Origin of the sequence: Microbacterium sp. T32 (genome assembly GCF_001619615.1) — a bacterium.
Classification (GTDB): Bacteria; Actinomycetota; Actinomycetes; order Actinomycetales; family Microbacteriaceae; genus Microbacterium.
Map to the genome: position 1 here is coordinate 219,185 of NZ_LQQP01000023.1, position 25,098 is coordinate 244,282.

25 protein-coding genes are annotated in these 25,098 nt (G+C 72.8%); 6 read left to right on the forward strand and 19 right to left on the reverse strand.

From position 1 onward, the window contains the following. Positions 1-45 precede the first annotated feature (45 nt). The 6 genes from AVW09_RS13185 to AVW09_RS13210 all read right to left on the reverse strand — a co-directional run bounded on the left by AVW09_RS13185 (position 46) and on the right by AVW09_RS13210 (position 5,691). The gene (locus AVW09_RS13185) at positions 46-237 is read right to left on the reverse strand and encodes a DUF5302 domain-containing protein (RefSeq protein ID WP_022879329.1); all 192 of its coding nucleotides are present in this window, start codon (positions 235-237) and stop codon (positions 46-48) included. 80 nt (positions 238-317) lie between these two features. Next, positions 318-1,805, reverse strand: a complete 1,488-nt coding sequence (locus tag AVW09_RS13190) for an SPFH domain-containing protein (protein ID WP_231901845.1) — start codon at positions 1,803-1,805, stop codon at positions 318-320. Between the two features lie 171 nt (positions 1,806-1,976). Next, entirely contained in the window at positions 1,977-2,900 is a 924-nt protein-coding gene (locus AVW09_RS13195) for a J domain-containing protein (RefSeq protein WP_063258552.1), read from the reverse strand. 358 nt (positions 2,901-3,258) lie between these two features. Continuing rightward, positions 3,259-3,780: a hypothetical protein gene (locus AVW09_RS13200; protein WP_063258499.1), complete on the reverse strand. Its 522-nt coding sequence runs from the start codon at positions 3,778-3,780 to the stop codon at positions 3,259-3,261. Next, positions 3,777-4,622 (reverse strand): LssY C-terminal domain-containing protein, encoded by an 846-nt coding sequence (locus AVW09_RS13205; protein WP_063258500.1) that lies wholly within the window; start codon positions 4,620-4,622, stop codon positions 3,777-3,779. The genes AVW09_RS13200 and AVW09_RS13205 overlap by 4 nt, the downstream gene beginning before the upstream one ends. A gap of 4 nt (positions 4,623-4,626) precedes the next feature. After that, positions 4,627-5,691, reverse strand: coding sequence for an enoyl-CoA hydratase/isomerase family protein (locus AVW09_RS13210; RefSeq protein WP_063258501.1), 1,065 nt, complete (start codon positions 5,689-5,691; stop codon positions 4,627-4,629). An 87-nt stretch (positions 5,692-5,778) separates the two neighbouring features. Here AVW09_RS13210 and AVW09_RS13215 point away from each other — a divergent pair, with 87 nt between their 5' ends. Together AVW09_RS13215 and AVW09_RS13220 are read left to right on the forward strand one after the other, a co-directional pair. Then, on the forward strand, positions 5,779-6,927 hold the full coding sequence (locus tag AVW09_RS13215; protein ID WP_063258502.1) for an ABC transporter ATP-binding protein: 1,149 nt from the start codon (positions 5,779-5,781) through the stop codon (positions 6,925-6,927). Further along, on the forward strand, positions 6,924-7,742 hold the full coding sequence (locus tag AVW09_RS13220; RefSeq protein ID WP_063258503.1) for an ABC transporter permease: 819 nt from the start codon (positions 6,924-6,926) through the stop codon (positions 7,740-7,742). The genes AVW09_RS13215 and AVW09_RS13220 overlap by 4 nt, the downstream gene beginning before the upstream one ends. Positions 7,743-7,895: 153 nt before the next feature. Here AVW09_RS13220 and AVW09_RS13225 read toward each other — a convergent pair whose 3' ends face one another. Continuing rightward, positions 7,896-8,318 (reverse strand): hypothetical protein, encoded by a 423-nt coding sequence (locus AVW09_RS13225; RefSeq protein WP_231901846.1) that lies wholly within the window; start codon positions 8,316-8,318, stop codon positions 7,896-7,898. A gap of 192 nt (positions 8,319-8,510) precedes the next feature. On the opposite strand from AVW09_RS13225, the gene cofG reads away from it, so the two are divergent. The 4 genes from cofG (at position 8,511) to cofC (ending at position 14,277) form a co-directional block, all read left to right on the forward strand. Then, complete coding sequence (gene cofG / locus AVW09_RS13230; RefSeq protein WP_063258505.1) at positions 8,511-10,943, forward strand: 7,8-didemethyl-8-hydroxy-5-deazariboflavin synthase CofG; 2,433 nt, start codon at positions 8,511-8,513, stop codon at positions 10,941-10,943. Next, positions 10,940-12,403, forward strand: coding sequence for a flavin-containing monooxygenase (locus AVW09_RS13235; RefSeq protein WP_063258506.1), 1,464 nt, complete (start codon positions 10,940-10,942; stop codon positions 12,401-12,403). Before cofG ends, AVW09_RS13235 begins: the two co-directional genes overlap by 4 nt. A gap of 39 nt (positions 12,404-12,442) precedes the next feature. Continuing rightward, positions 12,443-13,453 (forward strand): glucose-6-phosphate dehydrogenase (coenzyme-F420), encoded by a 1,011-nt coding sequence (gene fgd, locus AVW09_RS13240; RefSeq protein WP_063258507.1) that lies wholly within the window; start codon positions 12,443-12,445, stop codon positions 13,451-13,453. Between the two features lie 185 nt (positions 13,454-13,638). Beyond that, a complete protein-coding gene (gene cofC / locus AVW09_RS13245; RefSeq protein ID WP_063258553.1) occupies positions 13,639-14,277 on the forward strand; it encodes a 2-phospho-L-lactate guanylyltransferase in 639 nt (212 codons plus the stop codon). A gap of 169 nt (positions 14,278-14,446) precedes the next feature. Here cofC and cofD read toward each other — a convergent pair whose 3' ends face one another. The 12 genes from cofD to hemE all read right to left on the reverse strand — a co-directional run bounded on the left by cofD (position 14,447) and on the right by hemE (position 25,027). Next, positions 14,447-15,412, reverse strand: coding sequence for a 2-phospho-L-lactate transferase (cofD, locus tag AVW09_RS13250; RefSeq protein ID WP_063258508.1), 966 nt, complete (start codon positions 15,410-15,412; stop codon positions 14,447-14,449). Positions 15,413-15,450: 38 nt separating this feature from the next. Next, on the reverse strand, positions 15,451-15,927 hold the full coding sequence (locus tag AVW09_RS13255; RefSeq protein ID WP_063258509.1) for a DUF2231 domain-containing protein: 477 nt from the start codon (positions 15,925-15,927) through the stop codon (positions 15,451-15,453). Between the two features lie 242 nt (positions 15,928-16,169). Next, positions 16,170-17,510, reverse strand: coding sequence for a glutamate-1-semialdehyde 2,1-aminomutase (gene hemL, locus AVW09_RS13260; protein ID WP_063258510.1), 1,341 nt, complete (start codon positions 17,508-17,510; stop codon positions 16,170-16,172). Between the two features lie 128 nt (positions 17,511-17,638). Further along, positions 17,639-18,622, reverse strand: coding sequence for a porphobilinogen synthase (hemB, locus tag AVW09_RS13265; RefSeq protein WP_063258511.1), 984 nt, complete (start codon positions 18,620-18,622; stop codon positions 17,639-17,641). Continuing rightward, the gene (locus AVW09_RS13270) at positions 18,619-19,422 is read right to left on the reverse strand and encodes a uroporphyrinogen-III synthase (protein WP_197462640.1); all 804 of its coding nucleotides are present in this window, start codon (positions 19,420-19,422) and stop codon (positions 18,619-18,621) included. The genes hemB and AVW09_RS13270 overlap by 4 nt, the downstream gene beginning before the upstream one ends. Further along, positions 19,419-20,417, reverse strand: a complete 999-nt coding sequence (gene hemC, locus AVW09_RS13275; protein ID WP_063258513.1) for a hydroxymethylbilane synthase — start codon at positions 20,415-20,417, stop codon at positions 19,419-19,421. Before hemC ends, AVW09_RS13270 begins: the two co-directional genes overlap by 4 nt. Continuing rightward, complete coding sequence (hemQ, locus tag AVW09_RS13280) at positions 20,414-21,085, reverse strand: hydrogen peroxide-dependent heme synthase (protein WP_022879345.1); 672 nt, start codon at positions 21,083-21,085, stop codon at positions 20,414-20,416. Before hemQ ends, hemC begins: the two co-directional genes overlap by 4 nt. A 202-nt stretch (positions 21,086-21,287) precedes the next feature. Continuing rightward, a complete protein-coding gene (locus AVW09_RS13285) occupies positions 21,288-21,566 on the reverse strand; it encodes a hypothetical protein (protein WP_022879346.1) in 279 nt (92 codons plus the stop codon). Further along, complete coding sequence (locus tag AVW09_RS13290) at positions 21,556-21,966, reverse strand: phage holin family protein (RefSeq protein WP_022879347.1); 411 nt, start codon at positions 21,964-21,966, stop codon at positions 21,556-21,558. Before AVW09_RS13290 ends, AVW09_RS13285 begins: the two co-directional genes overlap by 11 nt. A 2-nt stretch (positions 21,967-21,968) precedes the next feature. Continuing rightward, positions 21,969-22,370, reverse strand: coding sequence for a hypothetical protein (locus tag AVW09_RS13295; RefSeq protein WP_063258514.1), 402 nt, complete (start codon positions 22,368-22,370; stop codon positions 21,969-21,971). A gap of 117 nt (positions 22,371-22,487) precedes the next feature. Continuing rightward, on the reverse strand, positions 22,488-23,993 hold the full coding sequence (hemG, locus tag AVW09_RS13300; protein ID WP_063258515.1) for a protoporphyrinogen oxidase: 1,506 nt from the start codon (positions 23,991-23,993) through the stop codon (positions 22,488-22,490). Further along, the gene (gene hemE / locus AVW09_RS13305) at positions 23,990-25,027 is read right to left on the reverse strand and encodes a uroporphyrinogen decarboxylase (protein WP_082822982.1); all 1,038 of its coding nucleotides are present in this window, start codon (positions 25,025-25,027) and stop codon (positions 23,990-23,992) included. The genes hemG and hemE overlap by 4 nt, the downstream gene beginning before the upstream one ends. Between the last annotated feature and the right edge of the window lie 71 nt (positions 25,028-25,098).

Consider the following 25,098-nt stretch of genomic DNA (forward strand, 5'->3'; position numbering starts at 1 on the left):
CTGCTGCAGCTCTGGGCGCCCGCCCCCTGCGATCCAGTCTGGAGGTCAGCCGCTCTTGCGGCGGAACTCCCGCTTGGTCACGGCTCCGTGGGTGCCCTGCACGGCCGAGTGACCGTCCAGGTGAGCCTGACCCGACCGCTGCTGCCCGTTCTTCTTCGCCAGGGCTTCCTTGAACTTGCGCTTCATCTCGTCGGATGCCGCGCCGGTGGTGGCATCCGGGGTCTCGTCGGTACTCATGTGCCCACCCTAGGCAGGTCCGGCCGCCCGCGCGCAGTTCGCCCGCTTCGGAACCCGGATGCCAGGCCCCCGGGCTCAGCTCACGTCGCCGCCGTGGTCGCTCCGTCGTCGGCCGCGTGGTGGCCGTTCTGGGCGTCGCCGACGGAGGCGACGCCGCGTCCGAACGCCTGCCCCTGCAGGATGGCGCCCAGGTCGACGCCGGTCGCCGACTTCACGCTGCTGAACGTGGCGGCGAGACCCGCGGCCTGCTCGCGGGCGATGTGCGTGCCGGCCGAGTCGCCGCCGACGAGGGTGACGCTGCCCACGTTCTGGTAGCCCTTCGAGAACTCGGCCATGAGCGCCGGAAGCTGGCCGATGAGCTCGCGTCCGAGGATCGCCTCCTGGTTCTCGCGCAGCGCCTCGGCCTCGGCCTTGATCGCCGCGGCGCTGGCCTCACCCTTCGCGCGGATCGCTTCGGCTTCCGCGACGGCCTTCGCGCGCAGCGCTTCCGCCTCGGCGCCGGACTGGGCCCGGAGCGCTTCGGCCTCGGCCTCGGCCCGTGCCCGGACGGCGGCGGCTTCGGCCGCGGCGGACGCCTGCCGCGCCTCGGCCTGACGCTGCACCGCGTAGGCCTCGGCGTCGGATTCCTGCTGCGCCACCTGCCGGTCGGTCTCGGCCTTCTTCTGCCGCGCGTAGGACTCGGCATCCGCTTCGGTCTGCTTGCGGTACTTCTCCGCGTCGGCGACGCGCTTGACGTCGGCGTCGAGCTCGGCCTGGCGGTTCTCGGCCCGCTGCACGAGCACCGCCTGCTCGCGCTCGGCGCGGGCGAGGTTCTCGGCCTGCTCGGCCTCGGCGTTGGCGCGCCCCACCTCGGACTTGGATGCCGCGGTGTTCTTGTCGAACGCCGTCTGCTCGACGAGGTTCGCCTCCTCGGTGGCGATCTGCCGGGCCTTGACCTCGCGAGCGGCGTTGATCCGGGCGACCTCGGCTTCGCGCTTGACGCGCTCGACCTCCTGCGCGCCGAGCGCATCGATGTAGCCGTTGCGGTCGGTCACGCCCTGGATGGCGAAGGAGTCCAGCACCAGGCCCTGGGCGAGCAGATCGCCCTTGATGCCCTCGGCGATCTCGTCACCGAGCTTCTGCCGGTCCTGCATGACCTCCTCGACGCTGAGCTTCGCCACCACACCGCGGAGGGCGCCCTCGAGTTGTTCGGTGGTGAAGACGTCGATCGCCTGGTCCTGCGAGGCGAAGCGTTCCGCGGCGGCGCGCACCTGGTCGGGCAGCGACCCGATCTTCACGAGCGCGACGCCCGCGAGGTGGATCGTCACGCCGTTCTTGGTCTGCGCGACCGGCTCCATCTTGATCTGGCGCGAGCGCAGCGAGATCCGGTCGGACCGCTGGGTCAGCTTGTTGACGAACGCGCCGCCGCCGGTGATGACCGTCATGTTGGAGGTCAGACCGTCTTCGCCGCGCTGCTTCTTACCGACGATGACGATGGCTTCGTCGGCCTGCGGCACCTGATACCAGGCGCGGAAGAGGAACAGGCCGATCACGGCGATCACGAGGATCGCCACGACGGCGATGGTCACGCCGATGATTCCGAAAAGGTCGATTGGCACCGTAGCCCCCAAGACACTCGGTTCACGGGTGCCGGAACAGCCCCCTCCCTCCACGCTATCGGGCGTTCGCGCGACACGACGAAGGAAATCGGATGCCGATACCGGGCGCGGGCGCCGGGTTCCCGGCATCCACTCCCGCCGTCAGACGTGGCGGACGCGCTGCTGAAGGCGGGTGCGGATGTCGAACAGCTCGGTGCCGCCGACCTCGCGGGCACCGGGGATGCCACGGCGCAGAAGTGTCATGAGGGCGCTCCGCTGCACCAGCACCACCGGCGTCCCGCGGACCTTGCCGAGGTCGGTGACCGCGTCGAGGATCGCGTCGTCGGGCAGCACGACCATCGCGCCGCTGAACCGGACGCCGGCCGCCCGCGCGATCACGCGCGCCCGCGACACGAGCTGCGTCACGGGCGCTCCGATGACGTTCGGGCCCGTGATCTCGCCGCGACGCACGCCCACCGGACCGCCGAAGTCCTCGCTGAGCATCGCGTAGAGGCCGCTGGGCCCGAGCACGAGGTGGTCGATCTTCTGCTCCGGGTCGAGCCCGTCGCGGTCGGCGAAGACGTCGTGCCAGACCGTGTACCCCATGCCGAGATCGGCCACGAGGCGCGCGGTCTCCTCCTCGGCGAGCGCGTCGGCGAGGATGTGCCGGATCTCCGGCGGCGCCGACCGCACCAACGCGGGGTCGTACGGGTCGGCGACCTCGACGCCGCGGCCCACCCACTCGCGGATCAGCGACAGGTACCGCTCGCGCCGCCACCCACCGGGCTGCCCGTACGCGCGGGCACGCGGCCGCGTGTCCGGACGGGGAGGAGGGGATGCCGCTGTCCCACCGCCCCATTCGGCCGACGCGTGTCCACGGCCGCGGTCGTACGCGGCGCGGGCCTCGGGAGTCCCGACGAGCTCCCACGCGCGCTGTACCTGCACGAACAGCGCGGCGTCGCCGCCGGTGTCCGGGTGCGTCTCGCGGAGCCGGACGCGGTAGGCGCGGCGGAGTCCCTCGTCGTCGATGTCGACGTCGACACGCAGCACCTCGTACGCCGAGGCCGACATGGGGCTGTCGAACACGTCCGTCATCCGTTCCGCCGCTCGGGTGCGGCATCCTTCAGGCTATCCGCCGCCGTCTGTGCAACCCCCGGGATGCACCCGAGGTTTCGCTGACGGCGGCACAACTCCGGCACACCCCTGCCCCACCAGCCCACCCCGGCCCCACCGGCCGATCCCGCAGGAGTTGTGCGCGCCACGGCATCCACCCGCACAACTCCGGCACACCCCGGCCCACCACCCCACCCCGGCCCCCACCGGCCGATCCCGCAGGAGTTGTGCGCGCCACGGCATCCACCCGCACAACTCCGGCAGAACCGCACACTGCGCCCCACCCGGGCGGATGGATGCCGATCCCGCAGGAGTTGTGCGCGGGCCCGGGTCAGCGGCGCTCGTTGCGGCGGGCGTAGGCTGCGGCATCCCGGCTCGACAGGGCGAGCAGCACGAGGATGTCGAGGCTCACCGTGACGAGGGTGGTGCCGACCGTGATCTCCTGCCCGAGTTCCCACCAGCCGACGAACGCCGTGGCGATCGAGGAGGTCGACACGAGCATCACGATCACGCGGGCGACGTTGCTCCCGCGGAGCAGCAGGATGCCGAACACCGCCTGGACGAGGGTGATCACGCCCAGGATGCCGAAGAACACGCCGACGCCGATCCCCAGGTCCGAGAGGGCCAGGGTCGGCTCGGCACCGGAACCGTCCGCCGCGCCGGCGACGACCTGCAACCACGGCGGCAGATCGAACGCGACCGCGAGCCCCCACACGATCCCCGAGAGCGCGCGCAGGAGCACGAGCACTCCCCCGGCGACCGTCGCGATCGGACGGCGCATGGCCGGGTCGCGCGCGACCGGGGCGGCGATCGGTTCGAACGCGGCCCTCTTGGCGGGATGCCTCTCGCTCATGGCCGCCCCTCTCTCGAGGCACCGTGGCTGACGGCATCCACCGAAACGCCCCGTACGTCGAGGATCGGGAGGTCGCCGTCGGTCGTGATGCTGTCGCCGCCGCCGTTGCGCGAGTGATACCCGGTCGAGAAGTCGCGGATGACGTCGACCACCACCCCCGGCAGCGGCCGCACGGTCGCGACGATGTGGTCGCGCTCGATGTCGGTGTCGGCGTCGATGCGGTGCGTGACCTGCAGCGTGAAGAGCGACAGGCCGACCGCGCGGTCGAACGTCCCCGCGGCGAGCCAGTCGACGCGTCGGCCGCCGGGCAGGAGCCAGCCGTCGGGGCAGCGCCAGAGCCGCACGTGGTGCCGCTGCGCGGGCGAGCCGGCGACCTCCTGCTGGTACGCGAGGTCCTGCATGCGGCCGAAGAGGAACAGCGGGCTGACCGGGGCCGTCGGGTAGCTCCGGCGACGCAGCGTCGACACGATGATGCGCCATGACGAGCCGAGGCCCACCGGGTCGGCGGGGATCCACCCGGCGGCGGCCATCGCCGCCTCGACCTGCGCACGCTCGCCCTGGAACGCGAGGTTCACCGGGTCGCCGAGCAGCCCGTCGGATGTGCGCGTGCGACCCATGAAGTAGTCGGGCACGTAGATGGCGGTCAGGATGCGATGCAGCCGCGGGAGCACGAGATACGCGAGGAGACCCCAGAACACGATAGCCATGAGGATGCCGCCCCAGCCGAGAGTGAAGGTCTGGGTGAAGCTCAGGTACGCGAGCCAGACCGCGGCGAGACCCGCGAAAACGAAGAAGAACCCGTCGAGCAGCCGCCCGAACGACCAGCGCCTCCGCCTCGCCATGGCTCTACCAGAGCGCGGGTTCGGGCTGGTGGGCGAACGCCTCGGCCACGCGGCCCGGCGGCAGGTCGAAGCGGTGCGAGGGCGACCACGACGGCGAACGGTCCTTGTCGACGAGCTGCGCGCGGATCCCCTCGGCCAGGTCGGGCTGCGTCGTCGCGAACCACATGACGAGTCCGTACTCCTGCGCGAGCGCGGCGCGCAGCGACGGCAGGGCGCGAGCGCGCCGGACGGCCTCGAGCGTCACTGACACCGCCGTCGGAGCCGACGCCTCGAGCAGGTCGGCGGTCGCGTGGGCCTCGGGCTCCCACCTCTGGCGGAGCCGATGCAGGATGCCATCCAGGTCGTCGGCCGAAAACGCGTCGTCGATCCACGGACGCCAGGTCTCCAGGTTCGACCGCTCGGGACTCTCGTCGAACAGCAGCACGAGCTCGGTCGGGCTCGACGGATCGGCGCGGTACTCGAGCGCCTCGTGCAGCGCGGAGAGGTGCGCGACGGGCACGAGGTGGTCGGCGAATCCCGCGTACAGGGCGTCCGCGGCATCCATCGTCGCTCCGGTCAGGCCGAGGTATTCGCCCAGGCGACCGGGCGCGCGGCCGAGGAGCCACGACCCGCCCACGTCGGGGGTGAACCCGATGCGCGTCTCGGGCATCGCGAGCTGCGAGCGCTCAGTGACGATGCGGATGCGCGCGTGTCCGGCGAGGCCGATGCCGCCGCCCATCGTCACGCCGTCGGCGAGCGCGACGATCGGCTTCGGGTAGGTCGCGATGCGAAGGTTGAGGGCGTACTCCTCGCGGAAGAAGGTGTGCACCTCGTCCGTGCGCCCCTGCACGACGAAGTCGTAGAGCGCCCGGACGTCGCCGCCGGCGCAGAAGCCGCGATCGCCCGCGCCGTCGAGCAGGACGAGGTCGACGTCGGAGTCGTGCTCCCAGCGGTCGAGCGCCGCGGACAGGAGCCGGATCATCCCGAGATCGAGCGCGTTGATGGCGCGGGGACGATTGAGCGTCAGGTGACCGACGCCCCGCCAGGCTCGCGCGATGACGGCGTCTTCGTCGGATCGCTGTGCGTTCACGCTGCCACGTTACACATCACCCCAGATGGGTTTTCGGCTCGGGATCGGGGAAGATGGGGCGAACGCCCGCCGAACGAAAGGTACTCGATGCCCGAAGGACAGGTGCTGGAATTCTCCGGGCTGACCAAGCGCTTCGGCGCCGTGTCGGCCGTCGACGGCCTGACCGCGCGCGTGGAGCCGGGCCTGGTGACCGGCTTCCTCGGCCCCAACGGCGCCGGGAAGACCACGTCGCTGCGCATGCTGCTCGGACTCGTCCGCCCCACCTCCGGCTCCGCGACGATCGGCGGCCGCCGCTACGCCGAGATCGATCGGCCGCTGCAGTCCGTGGGCGCCGCGCTCGAGGCATCCAGTTTCCATCCGGGTCGTTCGGCCGCGAACCACCTCAAGGCCTACGCCCGCGCCGCGCGGCTTCCCCTGTCGCGCGTGGACGAGGTGCTGGGGCTGGTCGGTCTCGCCGACGTCGCGGGGCGCCGCGGGGGCGGCTACTCGCTCGGCATGCGGCAGCGCCTGGGCCTTGCGACCGCGCTGCTCGGCGATCCCGGCGTCCTCGTGCTCGATGAGCCGTCGAACGGTCTCGATCCCGAGGGCATCCGCTGGATGCGTTCGCTGCTCCGCCACCTCGCGGAAGAGGGCCGCACGGTGCTGATTTCGTCGCACCTGCTCGCCGAGGTGCAGCAGACCGTCGATGCGCTGCTCATCATCTCGCGCGGAAAGCTCGTCTTCCAGGGCGGCACCGAAGATCTCGCCGATCCCGACGAATACTCCACCGTCGTGGACTCCCCCGACCGCGAGGCGCTGTCGCGCCTGCTCGAGGAGCGCGGCATCGAGTTCTCCCTGCTGCGCAACGGCTTCACGATCCGGCACGTCGAGCCGATCGAGATCGGCACCCTCGCCGCGGGCGCCGGCATCGTGCTGTCGCACCTGCAGAGCAAGGGCGCGAGCCTGGAGGACATCTTCCTCGAGCTCGTCAGCGGCGTACGGACGCACCCGAGCGCGGCGGGGGTGACGGCGGTTCCGGATGCCGCGGCCCCGACGCCGGAGCCCCCGGTCGCTACCGCGGCGGAGCCCGCCCCCTCGACCGACCTGGTGGCGATCGTCCCCGCGCCGCGGAGCGCGGTCTCCGCGCCCGAGCCCGATCCCGGTCCGCGGTCCTCGTACGCCGTGGCATCCACGGGGGTCATCGACATCGTGCCGGCCGCCGATACCCGCGCCGAAGACACGGAGGTGCCGCGATGAGCCTGGTGGCATCCACTCGCTCCGAGTACACGAAGCAGTTCAGCACCGCCGGCTGGTGGGTGCTGGGGATCGTGCTGCTGGTCTACGTCGGCTTCACCGCGGGCGTGCTCGCGCTGGCGTTCGGGGGCGTGGCATCCGGCAAGCTTCCGGGCGCCTCCGGGCCGGCGCTTCCCACGGACGGTCTCGCCGCCCTGGTCTACAGCTCGGCGAGCGCCGTGGGGTACGTCTTCCCGCTGCTGGCGGGGACGCTCATGGTCACGACCGAGTTCCGGCACAAGACGCTGACGCCCACGTTCCTCGCCACGCCCCGGCGCGGCGTCGTGCTGGGCGGGAAGTTCGCGATCGGCATCCTGGTCGGGCTGCTGTACGGCGTCGTCGGCTCCATCGCCGCGATCGGCGCGGGAGCGGCGGTGTTCAGCCTGTTCGGGCTCGGCACCGAGCTCGGCTCGTCGGACACCTGGGTGCTCGTGGGCCGGATGCTCCTGGCGTTCGCGCTGTGGGCGCTCGTCGGGATCGGCGTCGGCACCGTCGTGCGGAACCAGGTCGCCGCGATCGTGATCGTCCTCGCGGTGACGCTGTTCATCGAGCCGATCGTGCGGACCATCGCGGGCGTCGTCGACGGCCTCGGAGAGGTCGCACGGTGGTTCCCCAGCGCGGCGAGCGACGCCCTCGTGGGCAAGACGATCTTCGGCGCGGTGGGCGCGGGCGGCGCGCAGCCGCTGGACTGGTGGCTCGGAAGTCTCGTGCTCCTCGGCTACGCCGTGGTGCTGGTGCTCGTCGGCCTCGCCACCACCTGGCGCCGCGACGTCGACTGACGCGGCGGGCAGGCTTCGACCGGCGCGGGGCTTCGGCCGGCGCGGGCGGTGTGGCCAGGCGAGTGCCCACGATCCGGTCGAGCGCTCACGTACCGGTCGACCCGATCATGAGCGCTCGACCCGATCGTGGGCGCTCGGCGGCAAGGACCCGCGTCAGGACACCAGGTCGGCGACGTCCTCGGGTTCGGATGCCACGTGCAGACGCAGCGCCTTGAGCAACGCCACGCCGTGCTTGGTCGTGAGGACGAGGCGCTCGAACTCGTCGTGGCCGCTCAGGTCGATCACGACGCTCGACTTGCGACGTCTGATGATGACGAAGTCGTTGCCGCCGGCAGACTTCCAGGTGCCCGCGGCCACGACGACGGGCAGGTTGGTGCCGGGGTTGGGCACACCGCGGAGCCACGTCCACGCGTCGTCGGTCAACTGCACGCGGTCGATCGTCGCGCGCGGCACGACGATGTTGCGCTTGCGGAACGAGAGCGCACGCTCGGTCGGCGAGAGCACGACCTCGAGCTGCGTCGAATCGAGCAGCAGGGTCACCATGGCATCCATCCTGCCAGCGACGAAGGATGCCATCGGCCCCCGCGCCTCACGAGACGGCAACGATCCGCTCGGCGGCAGGCCGTCCTGGCCGCGAGACTGCACGCGCCTGACGAAACCGCCGCAGCCTGCAGTGGGGTTGTCGGGCAGATGCAGTCTCGCGGCCGAGGCCCCTCGCGGTGCGGCCCGCACGGCCCGGGTGTCGGAGGGGAGGGATAGCCTGGAGCGATGAGTACGGGCAGCGCTGCGCCGCAGGCCGCACCGGCCCGGGGCGATTCGATCGACGACCTCCTCGCCCGCGTGCGCGACGGGCACCGGCCCGACGTCGACGAGACCGAGCGGCTGCTGCACGCCCCACTCGACGTGCTGTCCCGCGCGGCAGCGCAGCTCCGCGACGAGGGGTTGGAGCGCGCCGGGCGGTCGCGGGTCATCACGTACTCGCGCAAGGTGTTCGTGCCGCTCACGACCCTGTGCCGCGACCGCTGCCACTACTGCATCTTCGTCGACACCCCCGGGCAGCTCGCGCTTCTCCGCAAGCCCGCGTACATGACCGCCGAGCAGGTGCTCACGGTCGTGCGGCAGGGGCAGGCGCTCGGCTGCAAAGAGGCACTGCTGACGCTCGGCGACCGCCCGGAGGAGCGCTGGCCCGAGGCCCGCGCGTGGCTCGACGAGCACGGCTTCGCCTCGACCATCGACTACGTCGCGCACATCGCGCGGCTCATCACCGCCGAGACGGGCATGCTCGTGCACGCCAACCCCGGCGTGATGCACCCCGACGAGCTCGCGACGCTCCGCCCGGTCGCCCCGTCGATGGGCATGATGCTCGAGACCACCTCGCGCCGCCTGTACGAAGAGCCCGGTCAGGTGCATTTCGGCTCGCCCGACAAAGACCCCGACCTGCGTCTGCGCGTCATCGACGACGCGGGGGCCGCCGGCATCCCGTTCACGACCGGCATCCTCGTGGGCATCGGCGAATCCGTCCGCGACCGCGCCGAGTCGCTCATCGCCCTGCGCGACCTCGACGACCGGCACGGCCATGTGCAAGAGGTGATCGTGCAGAACTTCCGCGCGAAGCCCCGCACCGCCATGCAGGGAGCCCCGGATGCCGACATGCACGAGTACCTCGCGACGGTCGCCGTCGCGCGACTCGTGTTCGGGTCCGACATGCGCATCCAGGTTCCGCCGAACCTCTCCGACCCGCGCGAGCTGGGGCTGCTGATCGGGGCCGGGATCGACGACTGGGGCGGAGTCTCGCCGCTCACCGCCGATCACGTGAACCCCGAGCGCCCGTGGCCGCACATCGACGACCTCGCAGAGCACACCGCCGCGCACGGCTTCGCGCTCCGCGAGCGCCTCACCGCGCATCCCGAGTACGTGAGCGACGCGGCGACGTGGATCGACCCCGCCCTCCACGCCCCCGTGCGGGCGTTGGCGGATGCCACGGGCCTCGCGGCCGACGTGATCCCGGGGGGTGCAGGGTCGGCCGCGGGAGGAGATCCCGCGACGGGAGGACGCGCCGAGGCTGCGGCATCCTCCGCTCCCCGAATCTTCTCCGCTCCCGCCAGTGCCGCTGCCGCGCGCAGCGCCGACCCCGGCGTGCAGCGCCTCGCCGAAGCCGCGGCGGGCGACCCGCTCGCGCTCGACGACGCCGACTGGACGCGGCTGCTCCACGCCACCGGCGCCGAGCTCGACGCCCTGACCGCCGCGGCCGACGACGCCCGTCGCTACACCGTCGGCGAGCCGGTGACCCTGGTCCGCAACCGCAACCTCACCTCGACCGGCTACCGGCGCGCGGGCCGCGCGGGCGTCGGCGAGTTCGACCTCGCGGATGCCGAGGCGATCGCCGCGGATGCCGCCGACCTCGGCGCCACCGAGATCTGCATCCAGGGGGCGCTCCCCGCCGACGAAGACCCCTCGGGGTACCTCGACCTCGTGCGGGCCGTGAAGCGCGGGGCTCCTGGCATCCATGTCCACGCGTTCCGTCCGCTCGACGTGCGCGACCTCGCCGACCGCAGCGGACTCGGACTCGAGGGCGCCCTCGCGGCGATGCGCGAGGCCGGGGTCGACACGGTCCCGGGGACGGGGGTCAAGGTGCTGAGCGAGCGCGTGCGCGGGCTCGTCGCGCCCGGCGACCTCGAGATCGACCGCTGGGTCGAGGGCATCACGGCCGCGCATCGGGCCGGGTTCCGCTCGACGTCGGTGCTGTTCTACGGCCACGTCGAGACCGCCGCCGAGCGCATCGCGCACCTGCGCCTGCTGCGCGGCATCCAGGCCGAGACGCGAGGCTTCGCGGAGTTCGTGCCGATCCCCCTCCCCGGCGGCGACGTTCCGCTGGTCGCGGGGCGTTCCCCGCTCGACGAGCACCGCGCGATGGTCGCCGTGTCGCGGCTGCTGCTGTCGGGCGCGATCCCGCACGTGCAGATCCCGTGGACCCGCGTGGGCCGCGAGACCGCCGCCGTGCTCCTGCGCTCCGGCGGCGACGACCTCGGCGGCACGCTGTACGACGGTCGCGTGCTGCCCGACACGGGCATCGAGCAGGGGCTCGAGCTGCCGGTGAAGGATGCCGAGCGCCTCGCCCGCAGCCTCATGCGGCCGTTCCGCCTGCGCACGACCGACTACGGCGTGGCCGCCGCGCACGCCGCCGCCGGAGCCCTCGCGTGAGCGTCGTCGACGTCGTCGTGGTCGGTGCCGGCTTCGCCGGGCTCGGCGTGGCCGGTGCCCTGCACCGCGCGGGCCGCGACGACGTCGTGATCATCGAGCGCGCGGGCGACGTCGGCGGAACCTGGCGCGACAACACGTACCCCGGTGTCGCGTGCGACGTGCCCGCGCACCTGTACAGCTACGCGGCGCACCCGCACGCGGGGTGGTCCCGCACGTTCGCCGAGGGACGCGAGATCCAGCAGTACCTGCGCGACGTGGCCGCGGGCGTCGGCGAGCGCATCCGGCTGCACACCCCGCTCGTGGGGGCGGAGTGGGATGCCGACACCTCGGTCTGGCACATCGACACCGGTGCCGAGGTGCTGCAGGCGCGCTCGCTCGTCCTCGCGTGCGGGCGCCTCACCGAACCGCACGTCCCCCCGATCGACGGCCTCGAGTCGTTCCCCGGTCCGCTGTTCCACTCCGCGCGCTGGGACCACGACGTCGACCTCACCGGCAAGCGCGTGGCGGTCGTCGGGACCGGCGCGAGCGCCGTGCAGCTCGTCCCCGAGCTCGCGCGGCGCGCCGCCCACGTGACGCTGTTCCAGCGCACTCCGGCGTGGATCGTCCCCCGCGGGGGCGGCGAGATCCCCGCCGAGGAGCGCGAGCGCCTCGCCGAGAACCCCGGCGCCCTCGCGCGCCTCCGCGCGGAGCTGTACGCCGAGGGTGAGGCGCGCTTCGCGTCCCGGTCCGGCGACGCCGCGGCCTCCGCCGCCGCGCGCGACGCCGCTCTTGCGCACCTGCACGCCCAGGTCGCCGATCCCACGCTGCGCGCCGCGCTGACCCCCGATTACGCCTTCGGCTGCAAGCGCGTGCTGCTCTCGGATGCGTTCTATCCCGCCGTGGCATCCGATCGGGTGACCCTCGAACCGAGCGCGCTCGACCGCGTCGACGGGTCGACGCTCACCGCGGCGAGTGGGCGGCAGCACGAGGCCGATGTGCTCGTGCTCGCCACCGGCTTCGCCTCGACGCAGCAGCCGTACGCCGACCTCGTGCGCGGCGAGGACGGCACGCTCGCCGAGCACTGGTCCGAGGGCATGACGTCGTTCGGATCCACGGTGGTCGCCGGCTTCCCGAACCTGTTCGTCCTCAACGGCCCCAACGCGAGCCTCGGGCACAACTCGGCGGTCCTCATGATCGAGGAGCAGGCCGCGTACGTCGTCCGTTCCCTCGCCGAGCGCGATCGTCGCCCCGATCGCGTCCTGCGCGTCCGCCCCGAGGCCGAGGCGGCCTACACCGACGAGATCGCCGCCGCCGCGGCATCCACACCCTGGATGACGGGCGGATGCCGCAACTGGTACGTCGACGAGAGATCGGGGCGGCTGACGCTGCTGTGGCCGGGCACCGTGCAGGCGTTCCACGAGAGACTGACCGGTACCGACGGGTCGGAGTTCGAACCCGCGCACACCCCCGTGCGCGGCTGACGCATCGCCCGCGTGGGCGGGTCACGAAGAAGGAGAATCATGGTCGTTCCGCTGCGATTCGGATACAAGGCGTCGAGCGAGCAGTTCGGGCCGAACGAACTGCTCGACTTCAGCGTGCTGGCCGAGGAGGTCGGGTTCGACTCGGTCTTCCTGTCCGACCACCTGCAGCCGTGGCGGCACGAGGGCGGGCACGCCCCGAACGCCCTGCCGTGGCTCGGTGCGCTCGGCGCCCGCACTTCCCGGGTGATCCTCGGCACGTCGGTGCTGACCCCCACGTTCCGCTACCACCCGGGAGTCATCGCTCAGGTGTTCGCGACGCTCGGCGTGATGTTCCCCGGACGCGTCGCCCTCGGCGTCGGCACCGGCGAGGCCCTCAACGAGGTGACCCTCGGTCTCGAGTGGCCCGAGCCGCCCGAGCGCTTCCAGCGTCTGAAGGAGGCGATCACCCTCATCGACAAGCTCTGGACGGAAGATCGGGTCACCTTCGAGGGCACCTACTACTCGGTGAAGGATGCCACGATCTACGACCGCCCTGAGCAGAAGGTGCCGATCTACATCGGCGCCTCCGGGCCGGCGGCGACGCGGCTCGCCGGACGCATCGCGGAGGGCTACATCACGACGAGCGGCAAGGACCCGTCCCTGTACACCGACACGCTGCTGCCGGCGCTCGACGACGGCCTCGCGAAGGCCGGCCGCACGCGCGACGACGTCGACACGCTCATGGAGGTCAAGGTCTCGTACCACCCCGACCGCGAGACGGCGCTCGAGAAGACGCGCTTCTGGGCTCCCCTGGCCCTGTCGGCGGAAGAGAAGATGAGCGTCCACGACCCGATCGAGATGGCGCGCCTGGCCGACGAGTTGCCGATCGAGCGGGCGGCATCCCGGTTCATCGTCTCGACCGACCCCGACGAGCACGTCGAGCGCATCGCGCACTACGTCGACCTGGGCTTCCGCCACCTCGTGTTCCACGACCCGGGCCACGACCAGGAGGAGTTCCTGCGCACGTACGGCGCGGAGATCCTGCCGCGGCTGCGGGCGCGGTTCAGCTGAGGCCGGGGCGGCGCGGCGGCGCACGCGGCGTCCCGCCCGGCGGCACGGCGCGGCGGCGCCCGCGGCGTCCCGCCCGGCGGCGTCGTGTCCCGCGCTCCGGAGATTCGCCGCCGCCGCAGCACGAATCGCGGGCGCACCGCTACCCCCGTCCGGAAATGTCCGGAGTCCGGCACACAATGGAGCCGATGAGCATTCCTGAGATCCGCGACGGGTGGACGATCATCGTGCCCGTGAAGCCCGCCGCGCTCGGCAAGACGCGGCTGACCGCCGTGACCGCCGAGCGCGAGGCCCTCGCGCGCGCGATCGCGCTCGACACGATCGCCGCCGCCGCCGCGACCCCGCGCGTCTCGCACGTGCTGGTGGTGACCGACGACGCCGAGGTGTCCGCTCTCGTGTCGCAGTGGCCCGCGGTCGACGTCGTCCCCGAGGGAGACGTGCGCGGCCTCGACGCCGCGATCGCCCTGGGTGCGGACGCCGCTGGTCGGGGCGCGCCCCGCGCGGCGCTGCTGGGCGACGTCCCCGCGCTCACGCCGCAGGATCTCGACGCCGCGCTGAAGCTCGCGGGCGGGGTCGAACGGGGCCTGGTCCCGGATGCCGAGGGCACCGGCTCCACCCTCGTCACCGCGCGTCCCGGTGCGGTGTGGGTGTCGGCCTTCGGCGCCGACTCCGCGGCCCGGCACCGGCTTCTGGGGTGCACCGATCTCGCGGTGCCGCGCGGCTCAACGCTGCGCCGAGACGTCGACACCGCCGCGCAGCTCGCGGAGGCCGTGGCGCTGGGCGTGGGCCCGCGGACCGCCGCGGTGCTCGCGGCAGCGGCGGCGTGACGCCGCGGGTCCCGGCCTGACGCGGCCTGACCGGCCTGCCGCTGCCTGACTGGCGTGGGGCGGCCTGACGCGGCCCGCGAATCTCGCAGAATCCCGCGAACTTCGCAGATTTCGGCCCGAATTCTGCGAGATCGGGGCGAATCTGCGACGTTCGCGCCGACCCCGCGCCTTACGCGCCGAGCGCCGCCTCGGCGATCGCGGCTGAGGCGTCCTCGTCGCGCATCCACAGCGGCGCGACGACCGCGCGGATCCCCGCCGCCTCCACCTCGGGAGCCGCGGCGGCGTCCTCCTCAGCGAGCAGCCACGCGTCGAGCAGGCCCTCCGCGGACCGCGCGCCGTAGTGCCGGGCGACGGCCGCGGCCGACGTCTCGACGCCGATCGCCGTCAGGCACACGTCCGCCATGCCCCGCACGACCCGGCCGCCGATGATCGGCGAGACGCCCACGACCCGCGCAGTCGTGGACCGCAGCGCCTCCCGGATGCCCGGCACCGCGAGGATCGGCCCGATCGAGACGACCGGGTTCGACGGGGCGAGCAGCACCACGTCGGCCTGCGCGATCGCCTCGACGACGCCCGGGGCGGGTCTGGCATCCACGATTCCGGGGTTCTCGAACCGGGTCGGAGCCAGGGCGGCGCGGTAGCGCGTCCACCACTCCTGGAAATGCAGACGCCGACCGTCCTCGACGTGCACGTGCGTGTCGACCTCGCTGTCGGTCATGGGGAGCAGATGGATGCCAAGAGGCCACCGCTCCGCCATCCGACCGAGGACCTCGGTCGGGGTGAGGCCCTCGCGCAGCCACCCGGTGCGGGCGAGGTGCGTGCCGAGGTCGAGGTCGCCGAGCGTGAACCACGGCCACCCGGCGCCCCACGCCTGCAGCTCCTCGTTCACCCGCTCGGTGTCGCCCGCGCGCCCCCAGCCGCGGACGGTGTCGTTGACTCCGGCGAGCGCGTACGTGATCGAATCGACGTCGGGCTGCAGGCGCACGCCCGAGAGCCACAGGTCGTCACCGGTGTTGACGACGACGGTCGCCTCGGGCGCGCCGAGCCGCCGCAGGGCCGCGCGGACGCCGAGGGTGAACTTCGATCCACCGACACCGCCGGCGAGCACGACGACGCGAGGCTGAGGGTTTGGCATCCGTCCAGTCTTCCACCGCGCCGGGCGGGTCTGATGCGTCAGGCGCCGCCGATCGCGGACCACACGGCGCGTGCGCCACTGTCGCCGACCAGAACCAGGTCGATGGTCGTGCCGATCGCCACGGCGATCGCGACGACGGCGATGACGCCCGTGATGACCCGCACGCCGCCGATGGGGCGATCAGTCCGCCGGGCGCGCCACCAGAACCACGCCCATTGTCCGACGGCGATGACGATGAGGAAGAACGCCCAGATCACCGGGCCGTTCCCCATCTCGGTGTGCGCCTCGACGAGAGCCGTCTCGGGCACCTGGCGCTCGAGCGCTTCGCCCGCCTGCTTCGCCAGCAGCGCGAATCCGCCGCCGACGATCGCGACGATGGGGGTCAGGATGCCGAGCCGCTGACGCGCCGCGGGCCAGAGGCTGCCGACGATGAGCATGAGCGCCGCGAGCGGCAGCAGCACGACGACGGCGTGGACGAGGAGGGGGTGAAGCGGGAGGCCCGCGAGCTGCCACATGCGCTGATCACAGCACAGTGCCGGGCCGCAATCCAGGCAGGTAATGCTGCCCTTCCGCCGTGGGATGATGCGGCGTTTCGGGACGGTCGGTGCGCCCCAGCGGCCCCGCCATAAACGCTCTCCCTCGACCGAAACGCCCGGACACAGCGTTTCTGCCGAGCCGGAGCGTTTATCGGCGCCCGGACGAGGCGAAACTCAGCGCGCCGAGCGGCGCCGAGCGAGATGCGCCCGCCAGCCCCGCCCTACTGCGCGAGCAGCGTCGGATCTGCCGCCCCGGCGGCGGCCCGCGCGGCCCCCGGCAGCGCCTCGAGCACCCGCTCGAGCGCGAGGTCGTCGTGCGCGGCAGTGAGGAACCACGCCTCGAAGACGCTCGGGGGCAGGGAGACGCCGGCATCCAGCATCGCGTGGAAGAACGGGGCGTAGCGCCACGACTGCTGCGTCAGCGCCGTGGCGTAGTCGCGCGGCACCTCGGGGAGGAATGCGACACCGAACAGGGATCCGGCGCGCGGGACGGCGTGCACGACGCCCTCCGCGGTCAGGGCGTCGTCAAGGGCAGAAGCAACGCGTGCGGCCGAGGCGTCGACCGCGGCGTACACCTCGGGCGTCGCCAGACGCAGCGTGGCAAGGCCCGCGGCGACCGACAGCGGGTTCCCCGACAGCGTGCCGGCCTGGTACACGGGTCCGAGCGGCGCGAGCTGGTCCATGACGTCGGCGCGGCCGCCGAGGGCGGCCAGCGGCATCCCTCCGCCGACGACCTTGCCGAACGTGAGGATGTCGGGCAGGTACGTCTCACCCTGCGACGCTTGCAGGCCCCAGAAGCCGGCGGGGTGCACGCGGAATCCGGTGAGCACCTCGTCCATGATGAGCAGCGCGCCGTGGCTGTGCGCGATGTCGGCGAGCGCCGCGTTGAATCCGGGCAGTGGCGGGACGACACCCATGTTCGCAGATGCCGCCTCGACGATGATCGCGGCGATGTTGTCGCCGTGCACCGCGAACGCCTCGCGCACCGCGTCGAGGTCGTTGTACGGCAGGACGAGCGTCTGCGCGGCGATCGGCGCGGGCACGCCCGCGGAACCGGGGAGCGCGAGGGTCGCGACGCCGGACCCGGCGGCCGCGAGCAGCCCGTCGGAGTGCCCGTGGTAGTGGCCCGCGAACTTGATCAGCAGGTCGCGGCCGGTCGCGCCGCGCGCGAGACGGATCGCCGTCATCGTCGCCTCGGTTCCGGTGGAGACCAGACGCACCTTCTCCACCGGCGCCAGATCGCCGACCCGAACCCGGTGCGCGATGAGGTCGGCGAGCTCGACCTCGGCGCCCGTCGGAGCGCCGAAGGACAGACCCCGGGATGCCGCCGACTGCACGGCCCCGACCACTTCGGGGTGCGCGTGGCCGAGGAGTGCCGGACCCCACGAGGCGACGAGGTCGACGTACTCGCGGCCCGTGGCATCCGTGATCCGGGCGCCCGCGGCGGACTGCACGAACCGCGGCGTTCCGCCGACGGATCCGTACGCCCGCACGGGCGAGTTCACGCCGCCCGGGATGACGTCCTTCGCGCGCGCGAACCACTGGTCGTTGAGGTCTGTCATGTCTTCCATTCTCCCGGGCACCCGCGCGCGAGGGGTCAAGAACTGTCGCTTCGCCGCCGCACAGGCGACAGAAATTGACCCCTCACGCGCGCGGAGCGCCGGCCTACACGTCGGCGCGGAGCGGCGGCCTACAGGTCGGCACGCAGCCAGTGCGACGCCTCGAGGGCCCAGTACGTCAGGATCGCGTCGGCGCCGGCGCGACGGATGCCGAGCAGGCTCTCCAGCACGGCTCCGCGGCGGTCGATCCAGCCGTGGGCGGCGGCGGCCTCGATCATCGCGTATTCGCCCGACACCTGGTACGCCCACACCGGCACGTCGACGGCAGCGCGCACGTCGGCGAGCACGTCGAGGTACGGCAGCGCCGGCTTGACCATCACGACATCGGCGCCCTCTTCGACGTCGAGCAGCGCCTCGCGCACGCCCTCGCGGCCGTTGCCCGGGTCGAGCTGATACGTCCGGCGGTCGCCCTTGAGCTGCGAGTCCACGGCCTCGCGGAACGGACCGTAGAACGCCCCCGCGTACTTCGCGGAGTACGCCAGGATCAGCGTGTCGGTGAAGCCCTCGGCATCCAGCGCCTGCCGCACCGCGCCGACCTGGCCGTCCATCATCCCGGAGAGCCCGAGCATCGCCGAGCCGGCCCGCGCCTGCGCGAGCCCCATCGCGGTGTACCGCTCCAGGGTCGCGTCGTTGTCGACGGTGCCGTCGGCCGCGAGCACACCGCAGTGGCCGTGGTCGGTGAACTCGTCGAGGCACAGGTCGGTCTGGACGACGAGCGCGTCCCCCACCTCGGAGATCACGGTCTCGGTCGCGACGTTCAGGATGCCGTTCGGGTCGTCGGCACCCGACCCCACCGCGTCGCGGCTCTCGGGCACGCCGAAGAGCATGACGCCGCCGATGCGGGCGGCCGCGGCCTCGGCGACGACCCGACGCAGCGAGTCGAGCGAGTGCTGGACGACGCCCGGCATCGAGCCAATCGGCACCTGCTCGCTGAGGCCCTCGCGGACGAACAGCGGCAGCACGAGCTGCGACGGGACGAGGTGCGTCTCGCGGGCCAGGCGGCGGATGGCGGGGGTGCGGCGCAGGCGCCGCGGGCGGTACTCGGGAAAGCTCATGCGGGGGTCTCGGACTCCGGGGGGAGGGTGAATCGGGCGACGGCCTCGATCAGGGAGTCGACGGTCTGCCGCTCGGCGACGACGTCGACGGTGAGGCCCGCGCGCTTGGCATCCTTCGCGGTGCGCGGACCGATCGCGGCGATCACGGTGGATGCCGGGATCTCGGGGAACTGTTCGACCACCTGTTCGGCGACCGAACCACTGGTGACGAGGATCGCGTTGATGCGTCCGGAGTGGACGTCCGCGGCGATCTTCTCGGTGACGGGGACGCCGACCGTGCGGTACGCCACGACGCTGCGGACGTGGTGCCCGGCCTCGATGAGCAGACGCGTGAGCACGGGCTTGGCGATCTCGCTGCGGAGCGTGAGCACACTACGCGGCTCGGTCTCGAGAGCGATCATCTGCTCGGCCATGCCCTGCGCGGAGTTGTCGCGGTCGGGCACGAGGTCGACACGGTAGCCGACGGCCTGCATCGCGGCGGCGGTGGTCTCGCCGACGGCGGCGACCTTCGTCGTGGCGGGGATCACGGCCCGGTAGGCGTACAGCACATCGACCGTGGTCGCGCTGGTGAGCGTGAGCCAGTCGAACGCTCCGTCGGCGAGGTCGGCGAGAGCCTGGTCGAGCGTCGCCTGGTCGTTGGTCGGCGCGAAGTTGATCAGCGGTGCGATGACCGGGACGGCCCCGCGCTGACGGAGGCTCGCGGCGACACCGTCGCCCCACGGGCCGCCGCGGGGCACGAGGACGCGCCGGCCGGCGAGCGGCTTGTCTGGGGTCGGCATCTGCCGGTGGCCTTCATTCATGTGGTCGACTCTCGTGGTACCAGGTCGGCCGCCCCGCGTTCGAGCAACCGACGCGCGGCTTCTTGGCCCGCTCGCGTCGCGTGCGCGATGGGTCCCCCGTCGTCGGCAGCATTCGCACCATTGCCACTGCCAGTTTCCCCACCATACCCCGGCTCTACACGCACGGTCCGATCGATACCGATCCGATGCGAGCCGTCCAGGGCGTACACGATGGCCCGTAAACGCAGATCGCCGTCGACGAGCGCAGCGTGGGTGGCGACGGGCGCGTGGCAGCCGGCATCCAGGACCGAGAGCACCGTGCGCTCCGCGGTGATCGCGATGCGCGTCGCCTCGTCGTCGAGCGCCGCGAGGGCAGCGAGGGTCTCGGGATCGATGTCGGCGCGGGTCTCGATCGCGAGCGACCCCTGCCCCGGCGCGGTCGGCCACTCGGCGAGGCCCAGGTACTCGGCCTCCAGGCCGCCCAAGTCGCCGCCGAGCCGCGAGATCCCCGCGGCCGCGAGGATCACGGCATCCAGGTCTCCGTCCCGGACGCGCGCGAGACGCGAGTCGACGTTGCCGCGGATGTCGCGGACGTCGACGCCCGGGTTGTGCCGCAGCACCTGCGCGATGCGGCGCGGAGACCCCGTGCCGACGCGCGACCCGGCGGGCAGCTCGGACAGCGGCGTGCCGTCACGGGTCACGACGACGTCGCGTGCGTCCTCGCGGCGGGGAGTCGCGGCGATCACGAGCCCCTCGGGCTGCAGCGTCGGCAGATCCTTGAGGGAGTGCACGAGGAAGTCGCAGCGGTCGGCGGCGAGCGCCTCGCGCAGACCGTTCGCGAACACGCCGCGGCCGCCGAGCTGCGACAGCGACGCACGGTTGACGTCGCCCTCGGACACGATCGGCACGAGTTCGACCTCGCGACCGGATGCCTCGGCCACCGCATCGGCGACCATCTGGGACTGCGCCATGGCGAGCGCGCTGCGCCGGGTGCCCAGGCGCAGGGCGGCGCTCACTGGAGGATCTCGGGGATCTCGTCGAGCGTGACGCGGCGACCCGTGTAGAACGGCACCTCTTCGCGGACGTGGCGGCGGGCCTCGGTGTAGCGGAGGTCGCGCATCATGTCGACGAGGTCGGTCAGGTCGTCGGCCTCCATCGGCAGGAGCCACTCGTAGTCGCCCAGAGCGAAGGATGCCACGGTGTTGGCGATCACGCCGGTGTACTGCGACCCCTTCTTGCCGTGCTCGATGAGCATCTCGCGACGCTCGGCCTCGGGCAGCAGGTACCACTCGTAGCTGCGGACGAACGGGTACAGGCAGAGCCAGTCCTTCGCGTCGATGCCGCGGAGGAAACCGGGCACGTGCGACCGGTTGAACTCGGCATCCCGGTGCACGCCCATGGCGTTCCACGTCGGGAGCAGGTTCTTCAGCAGCTCGGTGCGGCGCAGGCGCCGCAGGTCGCGCTGCAGCGCCTGGGGGTCGGCGCCGTGCAGCCAGACCATGAGGTCGGCGTCGGCGCGCAGGCCGCTGACGTCGTAGAACCCGCGGATCGTGACGCCGTCCGCCTCGATCAGGTCGACGAGGTCGGACAGCTCGGTGGCGTCGGCCTCGGTGACGGGGTTCTCGGGGTCGCGGCGGAGGACCGCCCACAGGGTGTAGATGGAGGAGGAGTCGTCGTGGGCCATGCGTCAATCCTCACCCTCCCCGCGCGCCGCTCCAAACCGGTTGACTCACCGCCGAACCACCGGCATCCGTCCCCGTGGCTCGAACGCTCACGATCCGGTCGAGCGCCCACGTCCGGGACGACCGCTTCGTCAGCGTTCGACCGGATCGTGGGCTCTCGGCAGGCGAAGGGATGCCGGGACGGCTACGCCGCGGCGGCGACGGTCAGCGCGTGTAGGCGCGGACGAGGGCCCAGACGGTCAGGCCGACCGTGGCGGCGACACCGACGACCACGGCGGCGGCCGCGGCGGGGTTGCGGCGAGCGGACTCGCGCGCCTCGGCGACGCGTTCGTCGACGGCCTCGCTGAGCCGGCGCGGCAGGTTCGCCTTGACCTCGATCGCGGCGAGGGCCGCCTTCAGCTCGGCGCGGGCCTGCTCGACGGGGTCGGCGATGCCCAGGGGCACGGCCGTCTTCGGCACGGGAACGGGACGCTCAATACTCATCGCCGGCCTCCTTCACGATGCGGACGTCCTGCGCGATGGCCTGGCCCGGGTTCTCGCGCTTCGACAGCTTCTTGAATCGCAGGTATCCCAGCAGCGCGAGGATCGCGGTGACCACGAGCATCACGCCGAACACCACCAGCGCGGAGAGCCACACGGGCCACCACGACGACAGCCCGGCGATGACGAACGCGAAGAAGACGGGAACCGCCCAGAAGACGACGATCAGGGCGCCGACGAACCAGCCCGCGCCGATCCCGGCGTCCTTGGCGGTACGGGCCGCCCAGGCCTTCGCCCCGTTGATCTCGGCGACGACGAGGTTGCGCACGAGCTCGGGGATGTCCCCGATCAGCGTGAACAGGCTGTCGTCGGCGCGATCGCGGAAACCGCGGGGAGTGGTCATCGTCAGCTCTCCGAGGGCGTGGAGCTGTTCTTGTTGGCCCGAGCGCGCGTGGTGGCGGTCTTCTCGGCGCTCTTCGCGTCGTCGACGGAATCCTCGACCGCGTCGGCGACCTCGTGGGCCGAGGCCTTCGCGGCGCGGCCGGCACGCTCGGCGCGCTCGGAGACGGTGCCCGACTGCGAGGCGGCACCGGTGACCGACTTCGCGCCCTTCCACACCACACCGGGCACGGACTTGAGGGCGGAGACGCCGAACGCCTTCACCTTCTCGACCTGCCCCTGGACGACGGGCTGCTCCCAGACCTTCTCGGCCTGCGCCTTGATCTGCTCGTACCGTTCGCGGCCCGCGCGTGCTCCGAGCACGTAGCCCGCCACGAGTCCGACGACGAGTGCTGCTTTGCCCCTCATGGGGTCTCCTCACGCTCGATCAGTGCTGGTCGAGTCTCACGATAGCGATGTATTCCCGTTCCGGCATCCGCCCTTGACATGATCGCGCCGGACACGGACGATCCCCGTTCTCCCCGGTCAGCCGCGGTGCCACAGGGCCGCGCTGCGCACCCGGTCGGCCTCGGCGCGGGCATCGGGAATCACCTGCGCGAGACCCGTTCCCGACAACCAGGCACCCGTCGCCCCGAGCCCCGGGACCGCGCGCACCGCGCCGCGCGCCGCGGCAGTCTGCGCCGCACGCCCGATCGCCGCGCCGGGCTGCGACTGGACGTACCGGACGCGGTGGGACGCGCGCAGCGCGGACGGGGCAAGCGCCACCCCGAGGAGCGCCGCCGCCTCGGAGAGGGCGAGCGCACCGGCGGCATCGTCGTCCAGCGCCGCCGTCGCCGGCTCCTCGCCCTGTGCCCCGAACGACACCCGGACGACGTGGATGCCGGGCTCGGTGGCATCCCGAACCCAATCCCACTTGGCCGTGGAATGCGTGAGGGCCTTCGCGACGTGGCTGCCGGGAACCGTGAGGACACCGGTTCCGCGCGGGGCCGCGTCGAGCGCGGGAGCGTCCACGACGAGCGTCACGACCTCGACGACGGGCGCGATCGGTTCGGAGTCGTCGAGGTTCGGGACGACGGGGGCGAGCAGCCGACGCGCGATGCCCTCGGGGAGCGCCACGATCACGGCGTCGGCGTCCAGGGGCTCGTCGTCCGTGTGGACGGTCCAGCCGCCGTCGCGCGGTGCGAGTCCGGTGACCGTGACACCGGTGCGCAGCTCCGCGCCGAGGTCGCCGAGCCGCGCGACGAGCGCGTCGACGAGCCGCGACATCCCGCCGACGATCCCCTCGACCGCGCCGCCGGGCGCCGGGGTGCGCGGCGCGGCGCCCTCGACGACCGGGACATCGGATGCCGGGGCGTCCGCCGGCGCGGGAGGGTTCCGGGCCGCGCGCAGCTCGGCCACGGCACCGCCCAGCGAGCCGGTACGGGTGAGCGCGGCGTTGAGGCCGGGGGCGGCGAGGTCGACGTCGATGTCGTCCGGACGCGCCGAATACACGCCGCTCGTGACGGGCGCGACGAGCCGGTCGAGCACGCGCGCCCCCATGCGCTGGCGCACGAGCGCGCCGAGGCTGCGCTGGTGGCCGATCGTGAGCGGCGGCCGCAGGCGATCGACGTACGCACGCCAGGCCCCTGCCCACCCGATCACGCGCCGCACGTCGGGTGCCCACGGATTATCCGGAATGCCGAGCACCCCGCCCTTCGGCAGAGGGACCGCCCCGACGCCCGGCACGCCTGCGACCCACGCGCCCGCGCTGTTCGGGGGCACGACCTGGTCGTCGAGGCCGAGCTCGGCCAGAAGCTCCCGGACGATACCGCCGCGCGTCGCGAAGCTCTCGGCTCCGACGTCGAGGGTCAGCCCGCCGACCTCGGCGGATCGCACGACTCCCCCGAAGGCGTCGGATGCCTCGAGCACGGTCACCCGCATGCCGACCTTGGCGCACTCCAGTGCCGCGACGAGTCCCGAGACGCCGCCGCCGGCGACGACCACGTGGCTCTCGTGAGCGTGCTCCGCGAGACGCTCGAGCGGATCGCTCACTCCGCCTCCCCGTGCGCGCGGGCGACGATGCGGGTGAGCACCGTCGGGTCGGTGTCGGGCGGCACGCCGTGGCCGAGGTTCAGGACGTGGGCGCGGGCCGCGCGGCCGCGCGCCAGCACGTCGTCGACGTGCGCCGCGAGGACGGGCCACGGCGCGCCGAGGAGCGCGGGGTCGATGTTGCCCTGCAGCGTGGTGTCGGGGCCGACGATGGCGGCCGCCTCGTCGAGCGGCATCCGCCAGTCCACCCCGACCGCGTCGGCAATGCCGCCGAGGCGCATGTCGGCGAGGAACGGTCCGGTGCCGACGCCGAAGTGGATGCGCGGGACGTCGATGCCCTCGAGCGCCGCGCGCGAGTGCGGCGCCACGAACTCGAGGAACGCCGCGCGCGAGAGCGAACCGGCCCACGAGTCGAACAGCTGCACGGCCTGCGCCCCGCCGTCGATCTGCGCGGCGAGGAACGCGCGCGACACTTCGGCCAGCCAGCCCGCGAGACGGTGCCAGGCCTCGGGGTCGGCGTGCATCATGCCGCGGGCGCGCAGGTGCTCCTTCGACGGGCCGCCCTCCACGACGTACGCCGCGAGCGTGAACGGCGCCCCCGCGAAGCCGATGAGCGGCACGGCGTCGTCGAGCTCGTCGGTGACCAGGCGCACCGCCTCGCGGATGGGCTCCGCCGCAGCCGCGACGTCGGCCGGATCGATCGACGTGACGCGGGCGACGTCCGCGGCGGTGCGCACCGGCTCGGCGAACACCGGGCCGCGCCCGGGCTCGATCTCGACGGCGACGCCGGCAAGCCGCAGCGGCACGACGATGTCGCTGAAGAAGATCGCGGCATCCACCCCGTGGCGGCGGATCGGCTGCAGCGTGATCTCGGCCGCGAGGTCGGGGGTGAGGCACGCGTCGAGCATCCGCGTGCCGACGCGCAGGTCGCGGTACTCCGGCAGCGAGCGCCCGGCCTGCCGCATGAACCACACCGGCTGCCGCTCGGGGCGGTCGCCGCGGAGGGCACGGAGAAGGGGCGCGTCGGGGGAGGCCATGGCATCCATCCTCCCATTCGCGTTCTGTGAAGAACGGGGATGCCTCGACGTCGAGGAGCGACCCGGAGGAC

What these genes read in the sequence shown, in the direction of transcription:
- AVW09_RS13185 (WP_022879329.1), bottom strand. Translation starts at nt 237, where the DNA reads ATGAGTACCGACGAGACCCCGGATGCCACCACCGGCGCGGCATCCGAC.
- AVW09_RS13200 (WP_063258499.1), bottom strand. Translation starts at nt 3,780, where the DNA reads ATGAGCGAGAGGCATCCCGCCAAGAGGGCCGCGTTCGAACCGATCGCC.
- AVW09_RS13205 (WP_063258500.1), bottom strand. Translation starts at nt 4,622, where the DNA reads ATGGCGAGGCGGAGGCGCTGGTCGTTCGGGCGGCTGCTCGACGGGTTC.
- AVW09_RS13215 (WP_063258502.1), top strand. Translation starts at nt 5,779, where the DNA reads ATGCCCGAAGGACAGGTGCTGGAATTCTCCGGGCTGACCAAGCGCTTC.
- AVW09_RS13220 (WP_063258503.1), top strand. Translation starts at nt 6,924, where the DNA reads ATGAGCCTGGTGGCATCCACTCGCTCCGAGTACACGAAGCAGTTCAGC.
- AVW09_RS13225 (WP_231901846.1), bottom strand. Translation starts at nt 8,318, where the DNA reads ATGGCATCCTTCGTCGCTGGCAGGATGGATGCCATGGTGACCCTGCTG.
- cofG (WP_063258505.1), top strand. Translation starts at nt 8,511, where the DNA reads ATGAGTACGGGCAGCGCTGCGCCGCAGGCCGCACCGGCCCGGGGCGAT.
- fgd (WP_063258507.1), top strand. Translation starts at nt 12,443, where the DNA reads ATGGTCGTTCCGCTGCGATTCGGATACAAGGCGTCGAGCGAGCAGTTC.
- cofC (WP_063258553.1), top strand. Translation starts at nt 13,639, where the DNA reads ATGAGCATTCCTGAGATCCGCGACGGGTGGACGATCATCGTGCCCGTG.
- cofD (WP_063258508.1), bottom strand. Translation starts at nt 15,412, where the DNA reads ATGCCAAACCCTCAGCCTCGCGTCGTCGTGCTCGCCGGCGGTGTCGGT.
- AVW09_RS13255 (WP_063258509.1), bottom strand. Translation starts at nt 15,927, where the DNA reads ATGTGGCAGCTCGCGGGCCTCCCGCTTCACCCCCTCCTCGTCCACGCC.
- hemL (WP_063258510.1), bottom strand. Translation starts at nt 17,510, where the DNA reads ATGACAGACCTCAACGACCAGTGGTTCGCGCGCGCGAAGGACGTCATC.
- hemB (WP_063258511.1), bottom strand. Translation starts at nt 18,622, where the DNA reads ATGAGCTTTCCCGAGTACCGCCCGCGGCGCCTGCGCCGCACCCCCGCC.
- AVW09_RS13270 (WP_197462640.1), bottom strand. Translation starts at nt 19,422, where the DNA reads ATGAATGAAGGCCACCGGCAGATGCCGACCCCAGACAAGCCGCTCGCC.
- hemQ (WP_022879345.1), bottom strand. Translation starts at nt 21,085, where the DNA reads ATGGCCCACGACGACTCCTCCTCCATCTACACCCTGTGGGCGGTCCTC.
- AVW09_RS13285 (WP_022879346.1), bottom strand. Translation starts at nt 21,566, where the DNA reads ATGAGTATTGAGCGTCCCGTTCCCGTGCCGAAGACGGCCGTGCCCCTG.
- AVW09_RS13290 (WP_022879347.1), bottom strand. Translation starts at nt 21,966, where the DNA reads ATGACCACTCCCCGCGGTTTCCGCGATCGCGCCGACGACAGCCTGTTC.
- AVW09_RS13295 (WP_063258514.1), bottom strand. Translation starts at nt 22,370, where the DNA reads ATGAGGGGCAAAGCAGCACTCGTCGTCGGACTCGTGGCGGGCTACGTG.
- hemE (WP_082822982.1), bottom strand. Translation starts at nt 25,027, where the DNA reads ATGGCCTCCCCCGACGCGCCCCTTCTCCGTGCCCTCCGCGGCGACCGC.